The following is a 15,338-nucleotide window of genomic DNA, read 5'->3' on the forward strand; positions in this document are numbered from 1 at the left end:
GGACTCGTGAGAGGCCGGAGCAGGGGCGGCCTGGGCAGCTTACCACGAGGGGGCCCTCCGTCCCCGCCCTCGACCGGCTCCGTTCTAGGATGGTGTGTCCGCGAGAGGAGAATGCATGTTCATGACGTTGAACAACAAGGTCGCGCCCGCTGGCATTCGCATCCTGCTCAGGGGATGGAGGCCGGTTGCCTGCGGAAGCGGAGTGGCATGACGCGGCGGCAGGTGGCGACGAGCAGCGTCCGTATCCCTGGTCTGATCTGGCGAGCGACGGCAAAGCCGATACGAGCCACGCGGTGTATGGCTGCGCCCGGGACGGGTCTGCCTCCGGCGCGTGTGCGTTCCGTGATCGCCAGCCGGTCGGGTCGCGATCGACGAAGGGGGATGGGCGGTGGGAGCAGGCGACTTGGCCGGGGACGTGTGGGCGTGGGTCCTGGACTGGCACGCAGCCTACCCGGCAGAGTGTGACGATTGTGCGGGTCTAGCCGCTGCCTCGTCCAGGGTCATGCGGGGCGGGAGCTATCGCGGCGCTGCGTCATCCCGGCCCTCGTCATGGCCGGATTGCTGGCGGGCGGAGCTAGGCGAGCGCCCGCCGCAGCGCCGCCACCGCCAGCGCGCCCACCGCGAGCGTGGTCGCGCCGCTCAGGAGCCGCCGCCCCGTGGACGGCGCCGGCAGGAACGCCGTCGCGCCGAGCGCCGCCAGCGGGGGCGACGTCCGCGCTGGAGACGACTGGGCGGCGAGCGGCGACGCCGCCGCGTGGATGGGCGTCGTCTCGGTGAACAGATCGAGCATCTCGCGCACGAACGCGGGCAGATCCTGCGGCCCGCGGCTCGAGAGCCAGTTGCCGTCCCGCACCACCTCCTCGTCGCGCCAGACGCCGCCCGCGTGCACGATGTCGTCGCGGATGCCGGGCCAGGAGGCGAGCTGCCTCCCGCTCACGAGCTCCGCCGACGCGAGCACCCACGGGCCGTGGCAGATGGTCGCGATCGGCTTGCGGGCGGCGTCGAACGCGCGCACGAACTGGCGCGCTTCCTCGCTCTGCCGGAGCAGATCCGGATTGATGAACCCTCCCGGCACGAGCAGGCCGTCGTACTCGGCCGGATCTGCCTCGCCCAGCGTCCGGTCCACGCGCACCCTGCCGCCAGGCTCGTGGAGGTTCATCCCGCGGATCTTGCCGTGGCGGAGCGAGACGACATCCACCTTCGCGCCCGCGGCGCGGAGCGCCTTCATCGGCACGGTGAGCTCGATCTGCTCGAAGCCGTCCGCCACGAGCGCCGCGATTCGCTTACCTGCAAGCCTCTTTCTTTCCTTCATGCTGCCCTCAACGGTTGGTCGATTGGTATCGTCGAGATCGTCACGCCGCCGCTCTCCCCTCCGACCCACCCTAGAGCCCGCGCCCCGCTCCGCAACCGAGGCCAGAGCAGATTTCGTGGAGTTCGCGAGCCCAGCCGCGGCGATCGACGCTGCGAGTGTGTCTTTTTGCGACAGGCGGACCACGGCTTCAGGAAACGGCTTCATCAGGATGTGACGTGAGCTGTCACCTCGACGCGAGGAGCCTCGGTCGCAGCCACAGCAGGCCCAGCACGGCCGGCGCGAGGGCAGCCAGTCCGACGACCGCGGCGCGCAGGGCGCGGCTCTTCCCGCGCGGCTTCCATCCGCCGCTCACGTCGGTCCCTTCGGGCAGCGGCGCGAACAGGTTGCCGTTCGTCGCGTAGGCCGTCCGGTCGTGCTGCAGGTGCAGCCTGTCGACGCTCCGCGCGAGCAGGCGCTCGGCGAGGCCCGGCGCCAGGAAAGAGAGCAACGCGAGCTGCCGGGCCGCGCTGCCCACGAAGACTTCACGCCGGGGTGTTCGTGCCAGACGGACGATGGCGCGCGCCACGCGTTCCGGTGGATAGACAGGGGGCATGGCCCTGGGCACGCGCCCCGTGTAGTTGCCCGCGTGCTGGAAGAGCGGTGTGTCGATCGTCGCGGGCATGACGGTGGAGATGTGGATATGGCGGGCCCGGAGCACCTCGAGCTCCTGCCTCAGGCTCTGCGTGAGCCCGAGGATCGCGTGCTTCGAGGCGACGTAGGCGCTGACGTAGGGCTCCGAGAGCCTGGACACCATCGAGGCGACATTGATGAGCGCGCCGTTGCCCTGCCGCCGGAACTGGGCCAGCGCGGCGCGGGCGCCGTGGACGTAGCCGAACAGGTTGGTCTCGATGACGCGCCGGAACGGCTCGGAGGGTGTCTGCTCGAAGAGCCCGAAGAGCGTCACCGCCGCGTTGTTGACCCACACGTCGATGCGGCCGAAGGCCTCGGTGGTGCGCCGCGCGACCTCCAGGACCGCCGCCTCGTTCGTCACGTCCGCGGGCACGACGAGGGCCTTGCCCCCGGCCTGCTCGCACTCGGCGGCGAGCTCGCGCAGCGGCTGCTCGCGCCTGGCCGTCAGCGTCACCGCGGCCCCGCGCCTGGCGAACTCCAGCGCTGTCGCGCGGCCGATGCCGCTCGAAGCGCCCGTGATCACGACCACCGCATTCCGGAACTTCTCACGCATGCCTAACCCCCTCCTTGGCGCCTCTCTGCGCCGTTGGCGCCTCTCTGCGCCGCGCGCCGCGAGCGGACGCGCGGCGCAGAGAGGCGTGCTCCGCGGTCACAGGTGGTCCTGGCTCCATGCAAGCGCCGGGCGCGCCGCGTCGAAGCTGGAGCCCGGCGCGGCGAGGGCGGTTTGCTGATCACTGGATGGGTCGACTCGCTCGCCGCTGTCCGTGCTCCGTTTCCGGCCGAGCGCTCGCCGAGGCGCCCGTGGGCGCTGCCTCAGGAGGTCTGTTCGCGTCCGGAGAGCGCAGCGGTGTTCGATCGGGCGTGGCCCGATGCGCCGTTCCGGCCTCGTCTCGGTCCCGGGGGCTCGTTCCGGCTCCAGCTTGTCGAGCGTGGGACGCTGCGCCGGGCCCTGGGGCGGCCCTCGTGCGCACGGACGCGTCCGCATCGCCGGCGGCTCGGCACGAGCCGCGAAAGCAGACGACCTGGGAGACACACGATGCGAAGCATGGTTCTGGTAGTCGTGGCCGCGCTGCCGCTGATGGCCTGCGGGGGCAGCCGGGGCGGCGAACAAACGACCTCGCCCGGGGCCGGGCACACAGGCGGGGAGACGCCCGGCGGCACCGAAGGGACGGGATCACCCGAGAGCGGCAGCCCCGGCACGGGCACGATGCCTGGTGGAGGCATGGGCACGCCGGGAGGCACCCAGGGCGGCACGACCGACTGGGGCAGCGGCACGGGCGGCACGCCGGGCGGCACGCCGGGTGGCGGCACGGGCGGCACGCCGGGCGGGACACCGGGTGGCGGCACGAGCGGCACGCCGGGGGGCACGACGGGCGGCACGCCGGGGGGCACCCAGGGTGGCGGCTCTTTCGCGCCACCGAGCGGCGGGACCGGCACGCCGGGCGGAACCGGCACGCAGGGCGGCGGCAGCGGCACCCAGGGTGGCGGCACCCATGGCGGTAGCGGCACCCAGGGCGGCAGCGGCACCCATGGCGGCAGCGGCACCCAGGGAGGCAGCGGCACCCAGGGCGGCTCCCGCACGCCAGGCGGCGGATGACGCCGGTGCGCCGGCGCTCCCGTTAGCCCACGATCCGCCGCGCCCGTCGCGGACCGACATGGTGTAGTGCGCTGCCACGCGACGGCGTCGCGCCGTACGAGCGTGGCGTCGCGACCAGCGCCGACCGACATCACGTCGGCCGGCCCGTCTCCTTTTCGACCAGCTCCAAGCTCCACATCCTGCCGCCCCGGTGGCTCGAAGGTGCTGCTCGTCTGGCTCGATCGTGCCCGGCTCGGACCGGCGGGAGCCCACGAGACGTGAGTCCGAGGGCGCCCGTGCCGGCCCTTCACGAGCCACGCCGGGCGCCGGTTCGCCGCCAGCGCCGTCACGCCGTGGCGGTGCGCCCCTCACAATGGTAATCATGAGGCTTGCGAACCGGCGATGAAAGCCTTCCGTGCGGCGTGCGTCGCTGGCCGGGACAACCGTGAAATGAACCCAGCGATCTGTGTGTTCTGTGGGATGACGGGTCCGGCGGACGGCTTCTTCTTCGGGCCGTGTGAGCAGATCTGCTTCGAGTGCCTCGCTGTGTGCCATCTGGTTGCGAGCGACGAGCCTCGCTATCGAGAGGTGCTAGAGAAGGTCGTGCGCCAGAGAGAGCTCGCGAGCCAGGAGGCGGAGTGGGCACGTCAAGCAGGCTGTGGCTCTTGCGGGGAACCACCAGGAATGAGCCACAACGAGCTGGTCGCATGTGCGAGTTGCGTCATGGCGCTGGCGCGCGAAGTGTCCAATGACCCGGAGCGCTGGTGCCGTGTGTTGCCCAGCGCGTCCAGGAGTGTTGGCGAAGAGGCGGATGAGGTTGATGCCGAGGTGCGCGCCGACCTGGCATTGGCGTACCTGGAAATGGAGTGCTTGGATGACGCTCTACATGAAGCGATAGCTGCGCTGACGGGCCTGGAGCCTCAGCGCGCGGTGCCGGTCGCCGGGCGGGTCCTCTTGCGCCTGCTCAGCCCGCGTGGTCGCTGGCAGTTTCGAATGAAGCGCGGTCGCTGGGCGCCCTCCTGAGGACCTCCCCTGTCGCGCCGCTCCTGGCGATCTGCCGGGCGGTACGGGCCAACCGGGGCGTGGGCAAGGAATCGGCCGTCGCCGGCCATGGGAGACGAAGGCGGATGACAAGAGCTGGTGGTCGCGTTGCTGACATGTTCGGTTACACGCCGCCGTTCATCGTGGCGAGTCGATCGGAGGTGCTCGTCTTCGAGACGGCGGCGGCGGCGGCGGCGTACCTGGAGCCCATTGACGTCCGGAACGGCGAGTACCTCGTGGCGTTCGACAGCGAGGGGCGGAAGCTCGGAATCCAGGTCGGCTTCGAGAGCCGTCCCTGCAGGTTCGGATTGCTGGCCAGGCGGATTGAAGTCGTGAGGCTGGTGCCCCTTGAAGGCCGGCCAGACGAAGCCGAGCTCGCCAGCTTGCTGCGCAGCTTCCTCGCCGACGTCGATGGGCGTCACGAGCTGGCCGCAGAGGCACCTCTGGCCGAGCTGGTCCACCGGACAGCAGACGTCGCGCTCACGCGCTGATCAGGAACCAATCAGCCCCGGAGCCGAGCGGCGCTCGCTCGGCTCCGGGGCTGCGAGGACGGGGCGCGCCACGGACGCGCCGTCAGCTACCTCTCAGGCGCCGGGCGCCGACCGTCTCCGGCCCGCGCGCCCCTCACCCTAGCCCCGTCCCTCAGGCGAACGCGTTGCGCCGGACGATGGTCGCCTCGCGGTCCGCGCCGACCGACACCACGTCGACCGGCACGCCGGTCTCCTTCTCGACCAGCTCCACGTACTGCCGCGCCGCCGCCGGCAGCTCGGTCATCGAGCGGGCGGCGTCGATCGACTCGCTCCACGCGCCCACCGGCTCGAGCACCGGCTGCGCCGTCGCGAGATCGTCGATCGGGAACTCCCGCGTCCGCCCGGAAGGCGTCTCGTAGGCGACGCACACCTTGAGCTCCGGCATGCCCGTCAGCACGTCGAGCTTCGTGAGCGCGATGCCGTCGAGGCCGTTCACCCGCGCCGCGTAGCGCAGCGCCGGCAGGTCGAGCCAGCCGGTCCGCCGCGGACGGCCGGTCACCGAGCCGTACTCCCCGCCCACCGACCGCAGCCGCTCGCCCAGCGGGCCGCCGAGCTCCGTCGGGAACGGGCCCTCGCCCACGCGCGTGCAGTACGCCTTCGCGAGGCCGAGCACCCGGCGGATGCGCGTCGGGCCGACCCCGGCCCCCACGCACGCGCCCCCGGCGATCGCCGACGACGACGTGACGAACGGGAACGTGCCGTGATCGATGTCGAGCAGCGTCCCCTGCGCCCCCTCCAGCAGCACGCGCTCACCCCGGCGGAGCGCCCCGTCGATGAGCTGCGACGTGTCGGCGAGCAGCGGCGTGATCCGCTTCGCCAGCGGCGCGAGCTCCTCGAGGATCGCGTCGAGCGACGGCGGCTCGCCGCCGAGCGCGCGCAGCGTCGGCGTCCACGCCTCGATCGAGCGCGCGACGAGCTGCCCGAGCCGCTTCAGGTCGCGCAGGTCGCCGAGCCGCGCCCCGCGCCGCGACGCCTTGTCCTCGTAGCAGGGGCCGATGCCACGCTTCGTCGTCCCGAGCCGCACCCCGTCCGCCGCCGCCGACTCGCGCAGCGAGTCGACCAGCGGGTGGAACGGCAGGATGAGGTGGGCGCGATCCGAGACGAACAGCCGCCCCTGCGTCGAGCAGCCCCGCGCCTCGACAGCGTCGATCTCGCCGACGAGCACGCCGGGATCGACCACCATGCCCTGCGCCATCACGCAGCGGGCGTTCGAGCGGAGGATGCCGCTCGGGATGAGCCGTACGATGAGCTTCTCGCCGCCCACCACCAGCGTGTGTCCGGCGTTGGGTCCGCCGGCGTAGCGCACCACGAGGTCGGCGCTCTCCGTGTAAAGGTCGACGACTTTTCCCTTGCCCTCGTCGCCCCACTGCGCGCCGACGATCACGATCGCGGTCATTCCGAAGCTCCTCCCGAATCACGTGGCCCGTCCTTGCCCGCTCGTCACTCCGAGCGGCTCCGTCCGGGTTCACGTTCGCCTTTACCCCAGGCTCGCGTGCCGAGCGAGCGTCTACTTGCCGCCCGGCGGCGTCCCCCTCGTCTCCAGCACGATCGCCTGGGCGACCGCGGCGACGTCGAGGGCCGCCGGGAGGACGCTCACCCCCGGCTCCCCGCCGCCGGGCAGCGCCTCGAGGACGATCGACCCGTCCCGCTCGCGCACCAGGTGGGAGAACCGCCACGCCTGCGCATACCCCTCGGGATCCTGGTCCGGCGGGTGCGCCACGACCGGGACGCCGAGCCCCCGCAGCGCCGCGGCGAGCGGCTCGGACCGCTCCGGCCGCACCGCGAGGAGCACCCGCGGCGCCGGCTCGTCCGCGGCGCGCGCCGCGTCGCGCGCCCAGGCCAGCGCGTCGAGGTTCAGGCCGAAGCCGACGGCCGGCATCGGCAGGCCGAAGCGCGAGAGCAGCATGTCGTAGCGCCCACCCGCCGCGATCGCCTCCCCGGGGCCATCGGCGAGCACGTGGAAAATTGCGCCCGTGTAGTAGGCGAGGCCACGGAGCTCGCCGAGGTCGACCCGGAGCGCCGGGCCGAGCTCCGGGCTCGCCCGCGCCGCGTCCCAGAGGGCGCGGAGCTCGGCGAGCGGCGCCTCGGCGGGCGTGCCGGAGAGCAGCTGCGCGGCCCGGCCGAAGACCACGGCGCCGTCCGGGTCGGCCTCGCCGCCGCCCGCGAGGTCCGGCAGCGCGGCGATGGCCGCGACGATGCGGCGCGGGACGTCGGCGGCCCTCGGGCTCGCCAGCACGGCGGCGAGGCGGGAGGCGTCCTTCAGCTCGAGCACCTCCGACAGCTCGGCCGCGAGCCCGGCCGGGACCGCGTCGAGCAGCGCGCGCGCGATCATCGCGTGGCCGAGGTCCACGACGAACCGATCGAGGCCGGCCTCCCGCACCGACGAGGCGGCGAGGCGGAGGATCTCCAGGTCGCCGCCGAGCGTGCCGACGCCGTAGAGCTCCACGCCGGCCTGCGGGATCTGCCGGTGGCGCCGCGCCCGGCCCTGGCGCAGGCGGAAGACGGTGCCCTCGTAACAGAGGCGGATCGGGCGGGGCGCGTCGGCGAGCCGCGTGGCCACGAGCCGCGCGATCTGCGGGGTCATGTCGGGGCGGAGCGCGGCGACCTCGCCCGACTGGGGCTCGATGAAGCGCAGCACGTCCGCGGCGTCGAGGGTGCCGAGCCCGCGCTCGAGCACTTCGGCGAACTCGAACGCGGGCAGCGCGACCGGCTGGTAGCCGTACAGGACGAAGTGGTCGAGGACGCGCCTGGCGAGCGTGCGGCGGCGCCGCGCCTCCTCGGGGAGGAGGTCGCGCATGCCCGCGGGCAGCGGGTGCGCCAGCGCGCGCGGCGGCGCGGAGACGGACGGCGCTGGGCGATCCACCTCGGGCGTCGGAACGTGGCGGTCTCCCCCTCGGGGGGCTTCCCATCGCGGAGCGTCGCTGGACATGGTGGCCCCGCTTATACCGGCTGAGCACGCGGTGCGCACGCGGCGCGCACGTCCGTTGAGCTTGCCGTGGCAAGGCGTTTGCTGATCGGAGCGCACCACCGGGCCCGTGGGCCGGAAGCGCACGCGGCGCCCTCGACGGAGAGATGGTTCATGGCTCTGACCGCCGTTCCGACCGATGTTCCGAGCGCCAGCACGAGGCCCGAGACGCCTCTGGCGCCGTGCGGTCTCACCCCCTCCGGCGCGGTCGGGTCGCGCCCGGCGTCAGCTCGCCGTGGCGCCGCGAGCGCGGGCCCGCTGGCCGAGGTGATCTGCAGGGCGAAGGAGGGCGACAGGGAGTCGCTGGACGAGCTCACGCGGCTCATCCGCCCGCACGTGGAGCGGCAGCTCGCGCGCTACCCGGTGTCGGACGAGGACCGGCTCGACCTGGTCCAGTCGACGCTGCTGCAGGTGGTCCGGACGATCCGCTCGTTCCGGGGCGACTCGAGCTTCACGACGTGGCTCTTCCGGGTGACGGCCAACGAGGCGCTCATGCTGATGAGGTCGCAGCGCCGGCAGCGCGCCCGCATCGTCGAGGGGCTCGACTTCGAGGAGCTCGGCCTGCTCCCGACGATGCGCAGCACGATCGGCGAGGACGACGCGGCGTCGGCGGCGGAGCGGGAGGCGTACGTCCGCGAGGCGCTGTGCGAGCTGCCGGAGGACTACCGCGACGTGGTGCTGGCGCACTACCACGAGGACCTCGGCCTGCAGGAGATCGCGCAGAAGCTCGCGGTGAGCGAGAGCGCGGTGCGCTCACGGCTCCACCGCGCGCGCGTGCGCCTGCGCGCGATCCTCAACGCGACCGCGTTCGGGCGGGAGATCGCGGAGGGCGTCGCGGCCTGAGGGACGGCGCGCGGCTAGCGCACGGCGACGAGCCTGGCGGTCGCGTCGCGCCAGCGGCGGAGGACGTCCCAGAGCTCGCTCATCGTGCGGAGGAGCACATCGGGCCGCGCGCTGAGCAGCTCCTGCTGCGAGCCGAATCCGCCCAGGACGGCGATCGACCGCGCGCCCGCGCGGCGCGCGCACTCGATGTCCTGGGGGCCGTCGCCGACCATCACCATCCGGTGCGGCTGGGCGCCGAGGAGCCCTGCGAGGTGGAGCAGCGGCTCCGGGTCAGGCTTCTTCTCGGCGGTGTCGCCGCCGGCCACCACGGCGTGGAAGCGCGCGCCGACCCCGAGCGCGGCGAGCACCGCGTTGGTGGTCGAGCGCGGCTTGTTCGTGCAGACGCAGAGCGACAGATCGCCGAGGTCGGAGAGCCTCTCGATCATCTCCTGTGCGCCGGGCATCCACCGGGTGAAGTCGAGCGGGTGCCGCTCGTAGTATGCGAGGAAGTGACGGAGGAGCTCCTCGACGTCCTCGGACGACTCGGGGAGCTTGGCCGCGCGCGCACACAGCGCGCGCGCGCCGTCGCCCACGTACCGGACGATCACCTGCCCGGGCAGCGGGGCGCGCCCCGTCGCCTTCAGCGCGTGATTCACTGCCGCCACGATATCGCCTCGGCTGTCGATCAGTGTACCGTCGAGATCGAACACGACCGCCGTGGGAGAAACCATCACCCGGTAGCCTACGCCGGTGCCCTCGGTAACGGAAGGTGCGGCGAGCACGGGGCGCGTGGTTTGCAGGAGTGAAATGCCGGGGGGAGTGTCCTGAGCCGTCCGGTACGGCAGAGCTCGCGAGGCGCTCGCGCCGTGCGGCGCTCGCGCCTACCAGCCCTTCTGCGCCTGGATCCGGGCGATCAAGGCGGCGAGCCCCGCGGCGTGCAGCGTCGCCGTTTCCTGCCGCTGTGCGTCAGTCAGCTCGGTCTCTGACACCTGCTGCTCGCCCCCTGGCACCTGCTGGCCGATGGTCTCCCTCGCTCGCGGGAGCCCATCCTCTCGGCCCGTCATCCGCGAGCGAGAGCGCCGCTCGCCTGTCCTGAATGGCAGTCAGCGCGCGGGTACAGGCATCCTGTTCGCCTCTCCTGGCGCGCTGGTCTGGGCCTGCTCGCCGCCGCGGCGTAGGATGCCAGGCACGATGGACGGTGCGGAACGCCTGCTCGCGTGGTTCGCCGGGGCCCTCGCGCGTCACCAGCCGGACGACGCGCTCTCGTTCACCGAGGCGCAGGCGAGCTTCATCGCGGTGCTGCAGGGCCTGATCGCGGTCGAGCGCGGCGGCGGGATGGTGTTCGGGATGGTCCTCTCCGGCGAGCACGTCGACACGCTCGTGCGCGCGGCGCTCCCGGCGCTCACCGAGGCGGCGCACGCGTGGCGCGCGCACTTCGAGCGGCGCCACGGCGCGCGCGGTCGCCAGGAGGTCGCCCGCATCGCCGCCGATCTGCGCTACGCGCCGTTCCTCGACCGCGACCCCCTCCGCGCCGACCCGGCCGTCGACGAGGCGCTCGCGCAGCTCATCGACGCTTGCCTCGACCCGCGCCGCGTCGCGCCCGGAGCGGGGGGGCGCGGCGCGGCGCGCCTGGACGACCAGCACGACCAGCACGACCGGCACGACCGGCACGACCGGCTCGACAATACGCTCCGCAGCGCCCTGGTGCGCGGCAGCTTCGCCTCCTCCGCGCCGCGCGCCGGCTGGTCCGTCGCGGTGAAGGCCCCTTCTCCGGACCGCCGACGCGAGGTGGCCGAGGTCGAGGCGCGTCACGGGGCCTTTCACCCGCAGATCGAGGCGCTCTATGCCTCCATCGACGGGCTGGCCCTCCTCGACTCGGGCGCTGCGCCCTCCCGGGTGCCGTGGCCCGCGGCGCTCCCGCCGGCGGCGACCGTCGTCCTGTCGCCGCTCGGGCGGGGGACCGTCCTCCGCAAATCGAGCTCGTCGAACAAGAGGGGCGAGATGCAGCTCCTCACGCTCGCCCAGCTGCCGGGGCACATCGTGCATACGGAGTGCGACCGCGGCGTCGAGCGCGAGCACTCCGTGGCTCTGTATCTCGCCGTTCGCGTCGGAACCGCGGAGATCTACATGACCGCCGGCGACTATTCCTCTCCAGTGCACGAGCTCGCGCCCGATCTGGTGAGCTTCCTGCGCGCGCTCGGCGGCGCGGCGCCGCAACTCGACGGCGTCCTGGCGGCCCTGGTCGAGGTGCTCGGCGGCAGGGCGTGGAGCGCCGGGTGAGGTCCCGCGGCGCCGCCCTCGCCACTGCCGCGCGGGGGACGGCCGGCCAGGGCGCCGTCAGAACCGTTGCCGGCCAGGGCGCCGTCAGATCCGTTATCGTTGCCGGGACGCCATGACGATCGACGCCCCCTCCGACGCGCCCATCCCGTCGGTGCTGCCGAAGCTCGACGAGATCCGGCAGCGCTTGCGCTCCCACACCGACCGGCAGGACGAGCGGCGGATCCTGGAGATCCTCGCGGGAGCGACCGCCGCGGAGCTCGACCAGCTGCTGCTCGAGCTCGATCTCCCCGCGCTGCTCGGCGACGTGGACGACCGCCTCGTGGGCCCGGACAACCGCACCGCGCTGCTCGAGCTGCTGACGGCAGAGCGCCTCGGCGACCTCGGGATCCCGGCGCGGGCGGCGCTCGCCTCGGCGCTGCAGCGCGGCCGCACCGGCCGCCTCGACGAGCAGGCGCTGCGGCGCATCTGGATCGGCACGCGCGGCGCGGACGTCACCCGGCTCAAGAACGCGCTCGACGGCCGGGGCGGCTACCACGACCTTCACCAGCTCTTCTATCACGATATCGATGATGACGCCCTGCGCGAGGAGCTCCTCGCGCACATCGCTCGCGAGGCGGTCGCGGTCTCGGCCTCCGTGTCGACGCGCGAGGTGAAGATCCTCTCGGACATCGACGATACCTTTTATGCGAACTGGAAGGACGCCCGGTATCCGAAGAAGACCGTCTACCCCGGCGTCCTGCAGTTCTATGCGGAGCTCGACCGCGGGGCGGGCGCGGCGCCCGGGCGGCCCGGCGACCTGACCTTCGTCACCGCCCGCCCCGGCGATCGCCTCGGCCTCGTCGAGGACGCGACCCTCGAGGCGCTCGCCGCGCGCGGCCAGCTCGCCGCGACGGTCCTCGCGGGCTCGTTCACGCGCCTCATCGGCAACCGCGCGATCGCGGAGAAGAAGCTCGAGAACTTCGTCGAGTACCGGCGGCTCTATCCCGAGTACGACTTCGTCTTCGTCGGGGACAGCGGCCAGGGCGACATCCACTTTGGCCAGCGCATGCTCGAGCTCGCGCCGGAGGCGGTGAAGGCGGTCTTCATCCACGACGTCGCCGCGACGCCCGAGCTCGCGCGGCTCGATCTCGCGGTCGGCGGGGTGCGCCTGTTCGACACGTACATCGGCGCGGCGCTCGAGGCGCTCGAGCTCGGCCTCCTCGGCCCGGAGGGCGCCGCGCGCGTGGCCCAGGCGGCGCTCGCGGCGTTCGCCGCGGTCCCGTTCCCGTCGCACGAGGGCCGCGAGCCGCGCCGCCTCGAGGTGCTGCGCGATCTCGCGCGGCTGAACGAGGTCCTGCCGGCACCCCTGCGGGTCGAGACAGCCCTGTGAGGCAGCGCCCGGTGATCTCGGAAGGAGAGCGCCTGAAGGCGGCAAGCTCAGTTCGATAAGCTCGTCGCCTTCGTCGGGCTGATCAGGGGATATTGAAATACTCCGTCTGGCAACAGCTCTCTTTCACGCCGCACGCGGTGGCGCTCTCTCCTTCACACGTCCCGACCTCGACGCCGTCCACGATGCACACGCAGGTCGTATCGCCGCCGGCGGGCGTATCGCATTGCGTCTCGTACCGCTTGCCCTGGCACGTCGACTCGCACCCGCAAGTCTCACCTTCCGCGCCCCCTCCGCTCTCGCACAGATCCCCGCCGCACCCGTGGAGCTCTGTGCATGCGTGCGCCGCATCTGCCTCCTCGTCGCACGCGGAGGGCGCTCCGTCCTGGCACGAGGGCGCGAACGGCAGGGCGCACGCATAGAGCGCCCCCAGCGCGTCTTTGCACGGCTCGCCCGCGATCTCGAACCGCTCGCTGCAGAAGGCGGCGCAGTCTTCGTGCGGAAACCCGCAGTCGTTCACCTCGAGCTGATGGCAGAAGTCCAGGCAAGCCTGCTCGCCGGTCGGAGCCTCGCTAGCACCGCCCGCGCCACCAGCGCCGCCCGAGCCGCCAGTCTCGTCTTCCACGTCGACAGAGCCGCACGCGGCGAGCAAGCCGATCGCGACCACGGAAAGTGCTTTATCGATCCCATCCAGGTATGTTCGCATCGCCCCGAGGCTAGCCCGGTCCACGCTCGCCGAGAACGGAGAGCAGGAAGCAGACGCAGCGCCGGTCCTCGCTCCTCAGGCCGCGGCGAGCGCGGCGACGAAGCGGTCGATCTCCGGCTCGTCGTTGTAACAGTGCACCGACGCGCGCACCAGATCGGGAATCCCGCGCGCCTCGAAGTCGAGCAGGGTGCCGGCAGCGGTCGAGACGCTCACGTGGATCGCCTGCGCGCCGAGCCGCGCCTTGACGGCCGCGGCGTCCTCGCCTGCCCGGGTGAAGGTGACGATGCCGCAGCGCTCGGCGCCGACGTCGCGCACGGTGACGCCGGGGAGCTCGGCCAGCCGCGCGCGGAGGCGCTCGGCCAGCGCGACGACGCGATCGCGGATCGCGGGGAGGCCCAGCCGGAGCGCGTAGTCGATGGCCGCGCCGAGACCGAGCCGGCCGGCGATATAGCCCTCCCAGCTCTCGAAGCGGCGGGCGTCGGGCCGCACCTCGTACCGGTCCGGCGCGGTCCAGCGGGCCGCGTGAAGGTCGAGGAACGGCGGCTCCAGCCGCTCGAGCAGCGCGCGCCGGACATAGAGGAAGCCAGTGCCGCGCGGCCCGCGCAGGTACTTGCGCCCCGTCGCCGAGAGCATGTCGCAGCCGATCGCCTCGACGTCGACAGGCATCTGCCCCACGGACTGGCACGCATCGAGCAGGAACGGCACGCCCGCCGCCCTGGCGCGGCGGCCGATCGCCTCCGCCGGGTTGATCAGGCCGCCGTTCGTCGGGACGTGCGTGATCGCGATCAGCTTGACCCGCTCGTCGAGCAGGCGATCGAGCTCGGACAGCGAGACAGCGCCGCTCTCGTCGCTCGGGACAGGGACGATCTCGGCCCCGGTGCGCCGCGCCACCTGCAAGAACGCGATGTAGTTCGAGGCGTACTCGGCCTGCGCGGTCAGGATGCGATCGCCCGGGCCGAAGCGGAGGGAGTAAAACGCCATGTCCCAGGCGCGCGTGGCGTTCTCGATCAGCGCGATCTCGCCCGGCTCCGCGCCGATGAGCCGCGCGACCGAGCCGTAGACCGCCTCCAGCCGCGCGGCCGCCTCCGCCTGGGCCTCGTAGCCGCCGACGGCCGCCTCGCGGCGCAGGTGCTCGACCACCGTGTCGACCACGACGGCCGGGGGCAGCGACGCGCCCGCGTTGTTGAAGTGAACGAAGCTGGCGCAGGCCGGGGTGTCGCGGCGCAGCGCGGCGATATCCATCGTCATCTAGCCCTCTCCCTCGCGAGGCCAGGCCGCTGCCGGCCGCGGCGCTGGCGCACTCTACGTCAGCAGCAGCCCGTCGCGCAGCTCTGTCGGGGAGTAGCCGAGCATGCGGCGGCAGGTCCGCGAGAAGTGCGCGAGATCGGCGAACCCCGCGCCGTGGGCGGCGCGCGTCGCGTCGACGCGCGAGAACGCCACCAGCGCCACGAGGAGCCGGCGCCAGAGCTGGAACGTGCGGATCGGCACCCCCACGTCCCGCACGAAGAGCGCCTGGAGGTGCGCCTCGGAGAGCCCCGCCCGCGCGACAGCGAGGCGCCGGTCCGCCGCCGGATCGCGCAGCGCCTCGACGACGCGGGCGACGCGCCCGTCCGGGGAGCGGCGCGGCGACTCCTTCGCGAGCCAGCCCGCGAGCTCGCGCGCGAGGCCGTCGAGGACGTCGGGGCGCGACAGCGACGCGCGGTGCGCCGCCACCGCCCCGTCGAAGCGCGAGAGGAGGCCGCCGCCGACCGGGCAGGCCCCGCCGCGCAGGCGCGCGTAGCCGGCGACGTGCGGCACCACCTCGGGGTCGTACAGCAGCCCGAGGGTGGGCCCCGGGCAGGAGGCGGCGTGCCACGCGTCGGGGGGCACCACGACCATGCGCCCGCGCACCGCCGCGCCGCCCGGCACGGTCACGGTCACCTCGCTGTCCAGCCCGACGAGGACCGCCGCCCCGTGCTCGGCGTGGAGGGTCGACACCATCGCCGTCGAGGCGCGCACCGCGAACGCCTCGGCGATGACGGCGCCGATCCGGGATTCGTTCAAGCGACCCACGTTGCGCGCCCCATTCTAG

Annotated in this window: 15 protein-coding genes; 7 read left to right on the forward strand and 8 right to left on the reverse strand. The window is 73.1% G+C overall.

Annotated elements, in window-relative coordinates:
- Positions 1-185: 185 nt before the first annotated feature.
- On the forward strand, positions 186-482 hold the full coding sequence (locus WME85_RS51715) for a hypothetical protein (RefSeq protein ID WP_437833031.1): 297 nt from the start codon (positions 186-188) through the stop codon (positions 480-482).
- A gap of 92 nt (positions 483-574) precedes the next feature.
- Here the strand turns inward: WME85_RS51715 and WME85_RS51720 are convergent, their stop codons facing one another.
- Together WME85_RS51720 and WME85_RS51725 are read right to left on the reverse strand one after the other, a co-directional pair.
- The gene (locus tag WME85_RS51720) at positions 575-1,312 is read right to left on the reverse strand and encodes a type 1 glutamine amidotransferase domain-containing protein (protein ID WP_437833032.1); all 738 of its coding nucleotides are present in this window, start codon (positions 1,310-1,312) and stop codon (positions 575-577) included.
- A 223-nt stretch (positions 1,313-1,535) separates the two neighbouring features.
- Positions 1,536-2,534: an SDR family oxidoreductase gene (locus tag WME85_RS51725; RefSeq protein ID WP_437833033.1), complete on the reverse strand. Its 999-nt coding sequence runs from the start codon at positions 2,532-2,534 to the stop codon at positions 1,536-1,538.
- Positions 2,535-3,026: 492 nt separating this feature from the next.
- On the opposite strand from WME85_RS51725, the gene WME85_RS51730 reads away from it, so the two are divergent.
- From WME85_RS51730 to WME85_RS51740, 3 genes are all read left to right on the forward strand, one after another.
- Positions 3,027-3,578, forward strand: a complete 552-nt coding sequence (locus WME85_RS51730) for a hypothetical protein (RefSeq protein WP_437833034.1) — start codon at positions 3,027-3,029, stop codon at positions 3,576-3,578.
- Between the two features lie 381 nt (positions 3,579-3,959).
- Positions 3,960-4,580 carry a hypothetical protein gene (locus WME85_RS51735; protein ID WP_437833035.1) on the forward strand — a complete coding sequence of 207 codons (621 nt, stop codon included), beginning with the start codon at positions 3,960-3,962 and terminating at the stop codon, positions 4,578-4,580.
- Positions 4,581-4,684: 104 nt separating this feature from the next.
- Positions 4,685-5,089, forward strand: a complete 405-nt coding sequence (locus WME85_RS51740) for a hypothetical protein (RefSeq protein ID WP_437833036.1) — start codon at positions 4,685-4,687, stop codon at positions 5,087-5,089.
- Between the two features lie 151 nt (positions 5,090-5,240).
- On the opposite strand, the gene WME85_RS51745 is transcribed toward WME85_RS51740, so the two are convergent.
- Both WME85_RS51745 and hisZ read right to left on the reverse strand, forming a co-directional pair.
- Positions 5,241-6,524 carry an adenylosuccinate synthase gene (locus WME85_RS51745; RefSeq protein ID WP_437833038.1) on the reverse strand — a complete coding sequence of 428 codons (1,284 nt, stop codon included), beginning with the start codon at positions 6,522-6,524 and terminating at the stop codon, positions 5,241-5,243.
- A gap of 111 nt (positions 6,525-6,635) precedes the next feature.
- Complete coding sequence (gene hisZ / locus WME85_RS51750; protein WP_437833039.1) at positions 6,636-8,057, reverse strand: ATP phosphoribosyltransferase regulatory subunit; 1,422 nt, start codon at positions 8,055-8,057, stop codon at positions 6,636-6,638.
- A gap of 150 nt (positions 8,058-8,207) precedes the next feature.
- Between hisZ and WME85_RS51755 the strand changes: the two genes are divergently transcribed.
- Entirely contained in the window at positions 8,208-8,936 is a 729-nt protein-coding gene (locus WME85_RS51755; RefSeq protein ID WP_437833041.1) for an RNA polymerase sigma factor, read from the forward strand.
- 14 nt (positions 8,937-8,950) lie between these two features.
- Here the strand turns inward: WME85_RS51755 and WME85_RS51760 are convergent, their stop codons facing one another.
- Positions 8,951-9,646, reverse strand: coding sequence for an HAD family hydrolase (locus WME85_RS51760; protein WP_437833042.1), 696 nt, complete (start codon positions 9,644-9,646; stop codon positions 8,951-8,953).
- Between the two features lie 460 nt (positions 9,647-10,106).
- On the opposite strand from WME85_RS51760, the gene WME85_RS51765 reads away from it, so the two are divergent.
- Together WME85_RS51765 and WME85_RS51770 are read left to right on the forward strand one after the other, a co-directional pair.
- Positions 10,107-11,195 (forward strand): hypothetical protein, encoded by a 1,089-nt coding sequence (locus tag WME85_RS51765; protein ID WP_437833044.1) that lies wholly within the window; start codon positions 10,107-10,109, stop codon positions 11,193-11,195.
- Positions 11,196-11,307: 112 nt separating this feature from the next.
- A complete protein-coding gene (locus WME85_RS51770; protein ID WP_437833045.1) occupies positions 11,308-12,564 on the forward strand; it encodes a phosphatase domain-containing protein in 1,257 nt (418 codons plus the stop codon).
- Between the two features lie 82 nt (positions 12,565-12,646).
- Here the strand turns inward: WME85_RS51770 and WME85_RS51775 are convergent, their stop codons facing one another.
- The 3 genes from WME85_RS51775 to WME85_RS51785 all read right to left on the reverse strand — a co-directional run bounded on the left by WME85_RS51775 (position 12,647) and on the right by WME85_RS51785 (position 15,319).
- Positions 12,647-13,267: a hypothetical protein gene (locus WME85_RS51775; RefSeq protein WP_437833046.1), complete on the reverse strand. Its 621-nt coding sequence runs from the start codon at positions 13,265-13,267 to the stop codon at positions 12,647-12,649.
- Between the two features lie 75 nt (positions 13,268-13,342).
- A complete protein-coding gene (locus tag WME85_RS51780) occupies positions 13,343-14,515 on the reverse strand; it encodes an aminotransferase class V-fold PLP-dependent enzyme (protein WP_437833048.1) in 1,173 nt (390 codons plus the stop codon).
- Between the two features lie 54 nt (positions 14,516-14,569).
- The gene (locus tag WME85_RS51785) at positions 14,570-15,319 is read right to left on the reverse strand and encodes a helix-turn-helix domain-containing protein (protein ID WP_437833049.1); all 750 of its coding nucleotides are present in this window, start codon (positions 15,317-15,319) and stop codon (positions 14,570-14,572) included.
- Between the last annotated feature and the right edge of the window lie 19 nt (positions 15,320-15,338).

It is taken from the genome of Sorangium sp. So ce1153, assembly GCF_051521595.1.
GTDB lineage: Bacteria > Myxococcota_A > Polyangia > Polyangiales > Polyangiaceae > Sorangium.

Bases quoted from the DNA above. Each gene is read 5' to 3' on its own strand.
- WME85_RS51755 (WP_437833041.1), top strand. From the start codon at position 8,208: ATGGCTCTGACCGCCGTTCCGACCGATGTTCCGAGCGCCAGCACGAGG.
- WME85_RS51720 (WP_437833032.1), bottom strand. From the start codon at position 1,312: ATGAAGGAAAGAAAGAGGCTTGCAGGTAAGCGAATCGCGGCGCTCGTG.
- WME85_RS51730 (WP_437833034.1), top strand. From the start codon at position 3,027: ATGGTTCTGGTAGTCGTGGCCGCGCTGCCGCTGATGGCCTGCGGGGGC.
- WME85_RS51725 (WP_437833033.1), bottom strand. From the start codon at position 2,534: ATGCGTGAGAAGTTCCGGAATGCGGTGGTCGTGATCACGGGCGCTTCG.
- WME85_RS51775 (WP_437833046.1), bottom strand. From the start codon at position 13,267: ATGCGAACATACCTGGATGGGATCGATAAAGCACTTTCCGTGGTCGCG.
- WME85_RS51770 (WP_437833045.1), top strand. From the start codon at position 11,308: ATGACGATCGACGCCCCCTCCGACGCGCCCATCCCGTCGGTGCTGCCG.
- hisZ (WP_437833039.1), bottom strand. From the start codon at position 8,057: ATGTCCAGCGACGCTCCGCGATGGGAAGCCCCCCGAGGGGGAGACCGC.
- WME85_RS51765 (WP_437833044.1), top strand. From the start codon at position 10,107: ATGGACGGTGCGGAACGCCTGCTCGCGTGGTTCGCCGGGGCCCTCGCG.
- WME85_RS51745 (WP_437833038.1), bottom strand. From the start codon at position 6,524: ATGACCGCGATCGTGATCGTCGGCGCGCAGTGGGGCGACGAGGGCAAG.
- WME85_RS51760 (WP_437833042.1), bottom strand. From the start codon at position 9,646: ATGGTTTCTCCCACGGCGGTCGTGTTCGATCTCGACGGTACACTGATC.
- WME85_RS51780 (WP_437833048.1), bottom strand. From the start codon at position 14,515: ATGACGATGGATATCGCCGCGCTGCGCCGCGACACCCCGGCCTGCGCC.
- WME85_RS51740 (WP_437833036.1), top strand. From the start codon at position 4,685: ATGACAAGAGCTGGTGGTCGCGTTGCTGACATGTTCGGTTACACGCCG.
- WME85_RS51735 (WP_437833035.1), top strand. From the start codon at position 3,960: ATGAAAGCCTTCCGTGCGGCGTGCGTCGCTGGCCGGGACAACCGTGAA.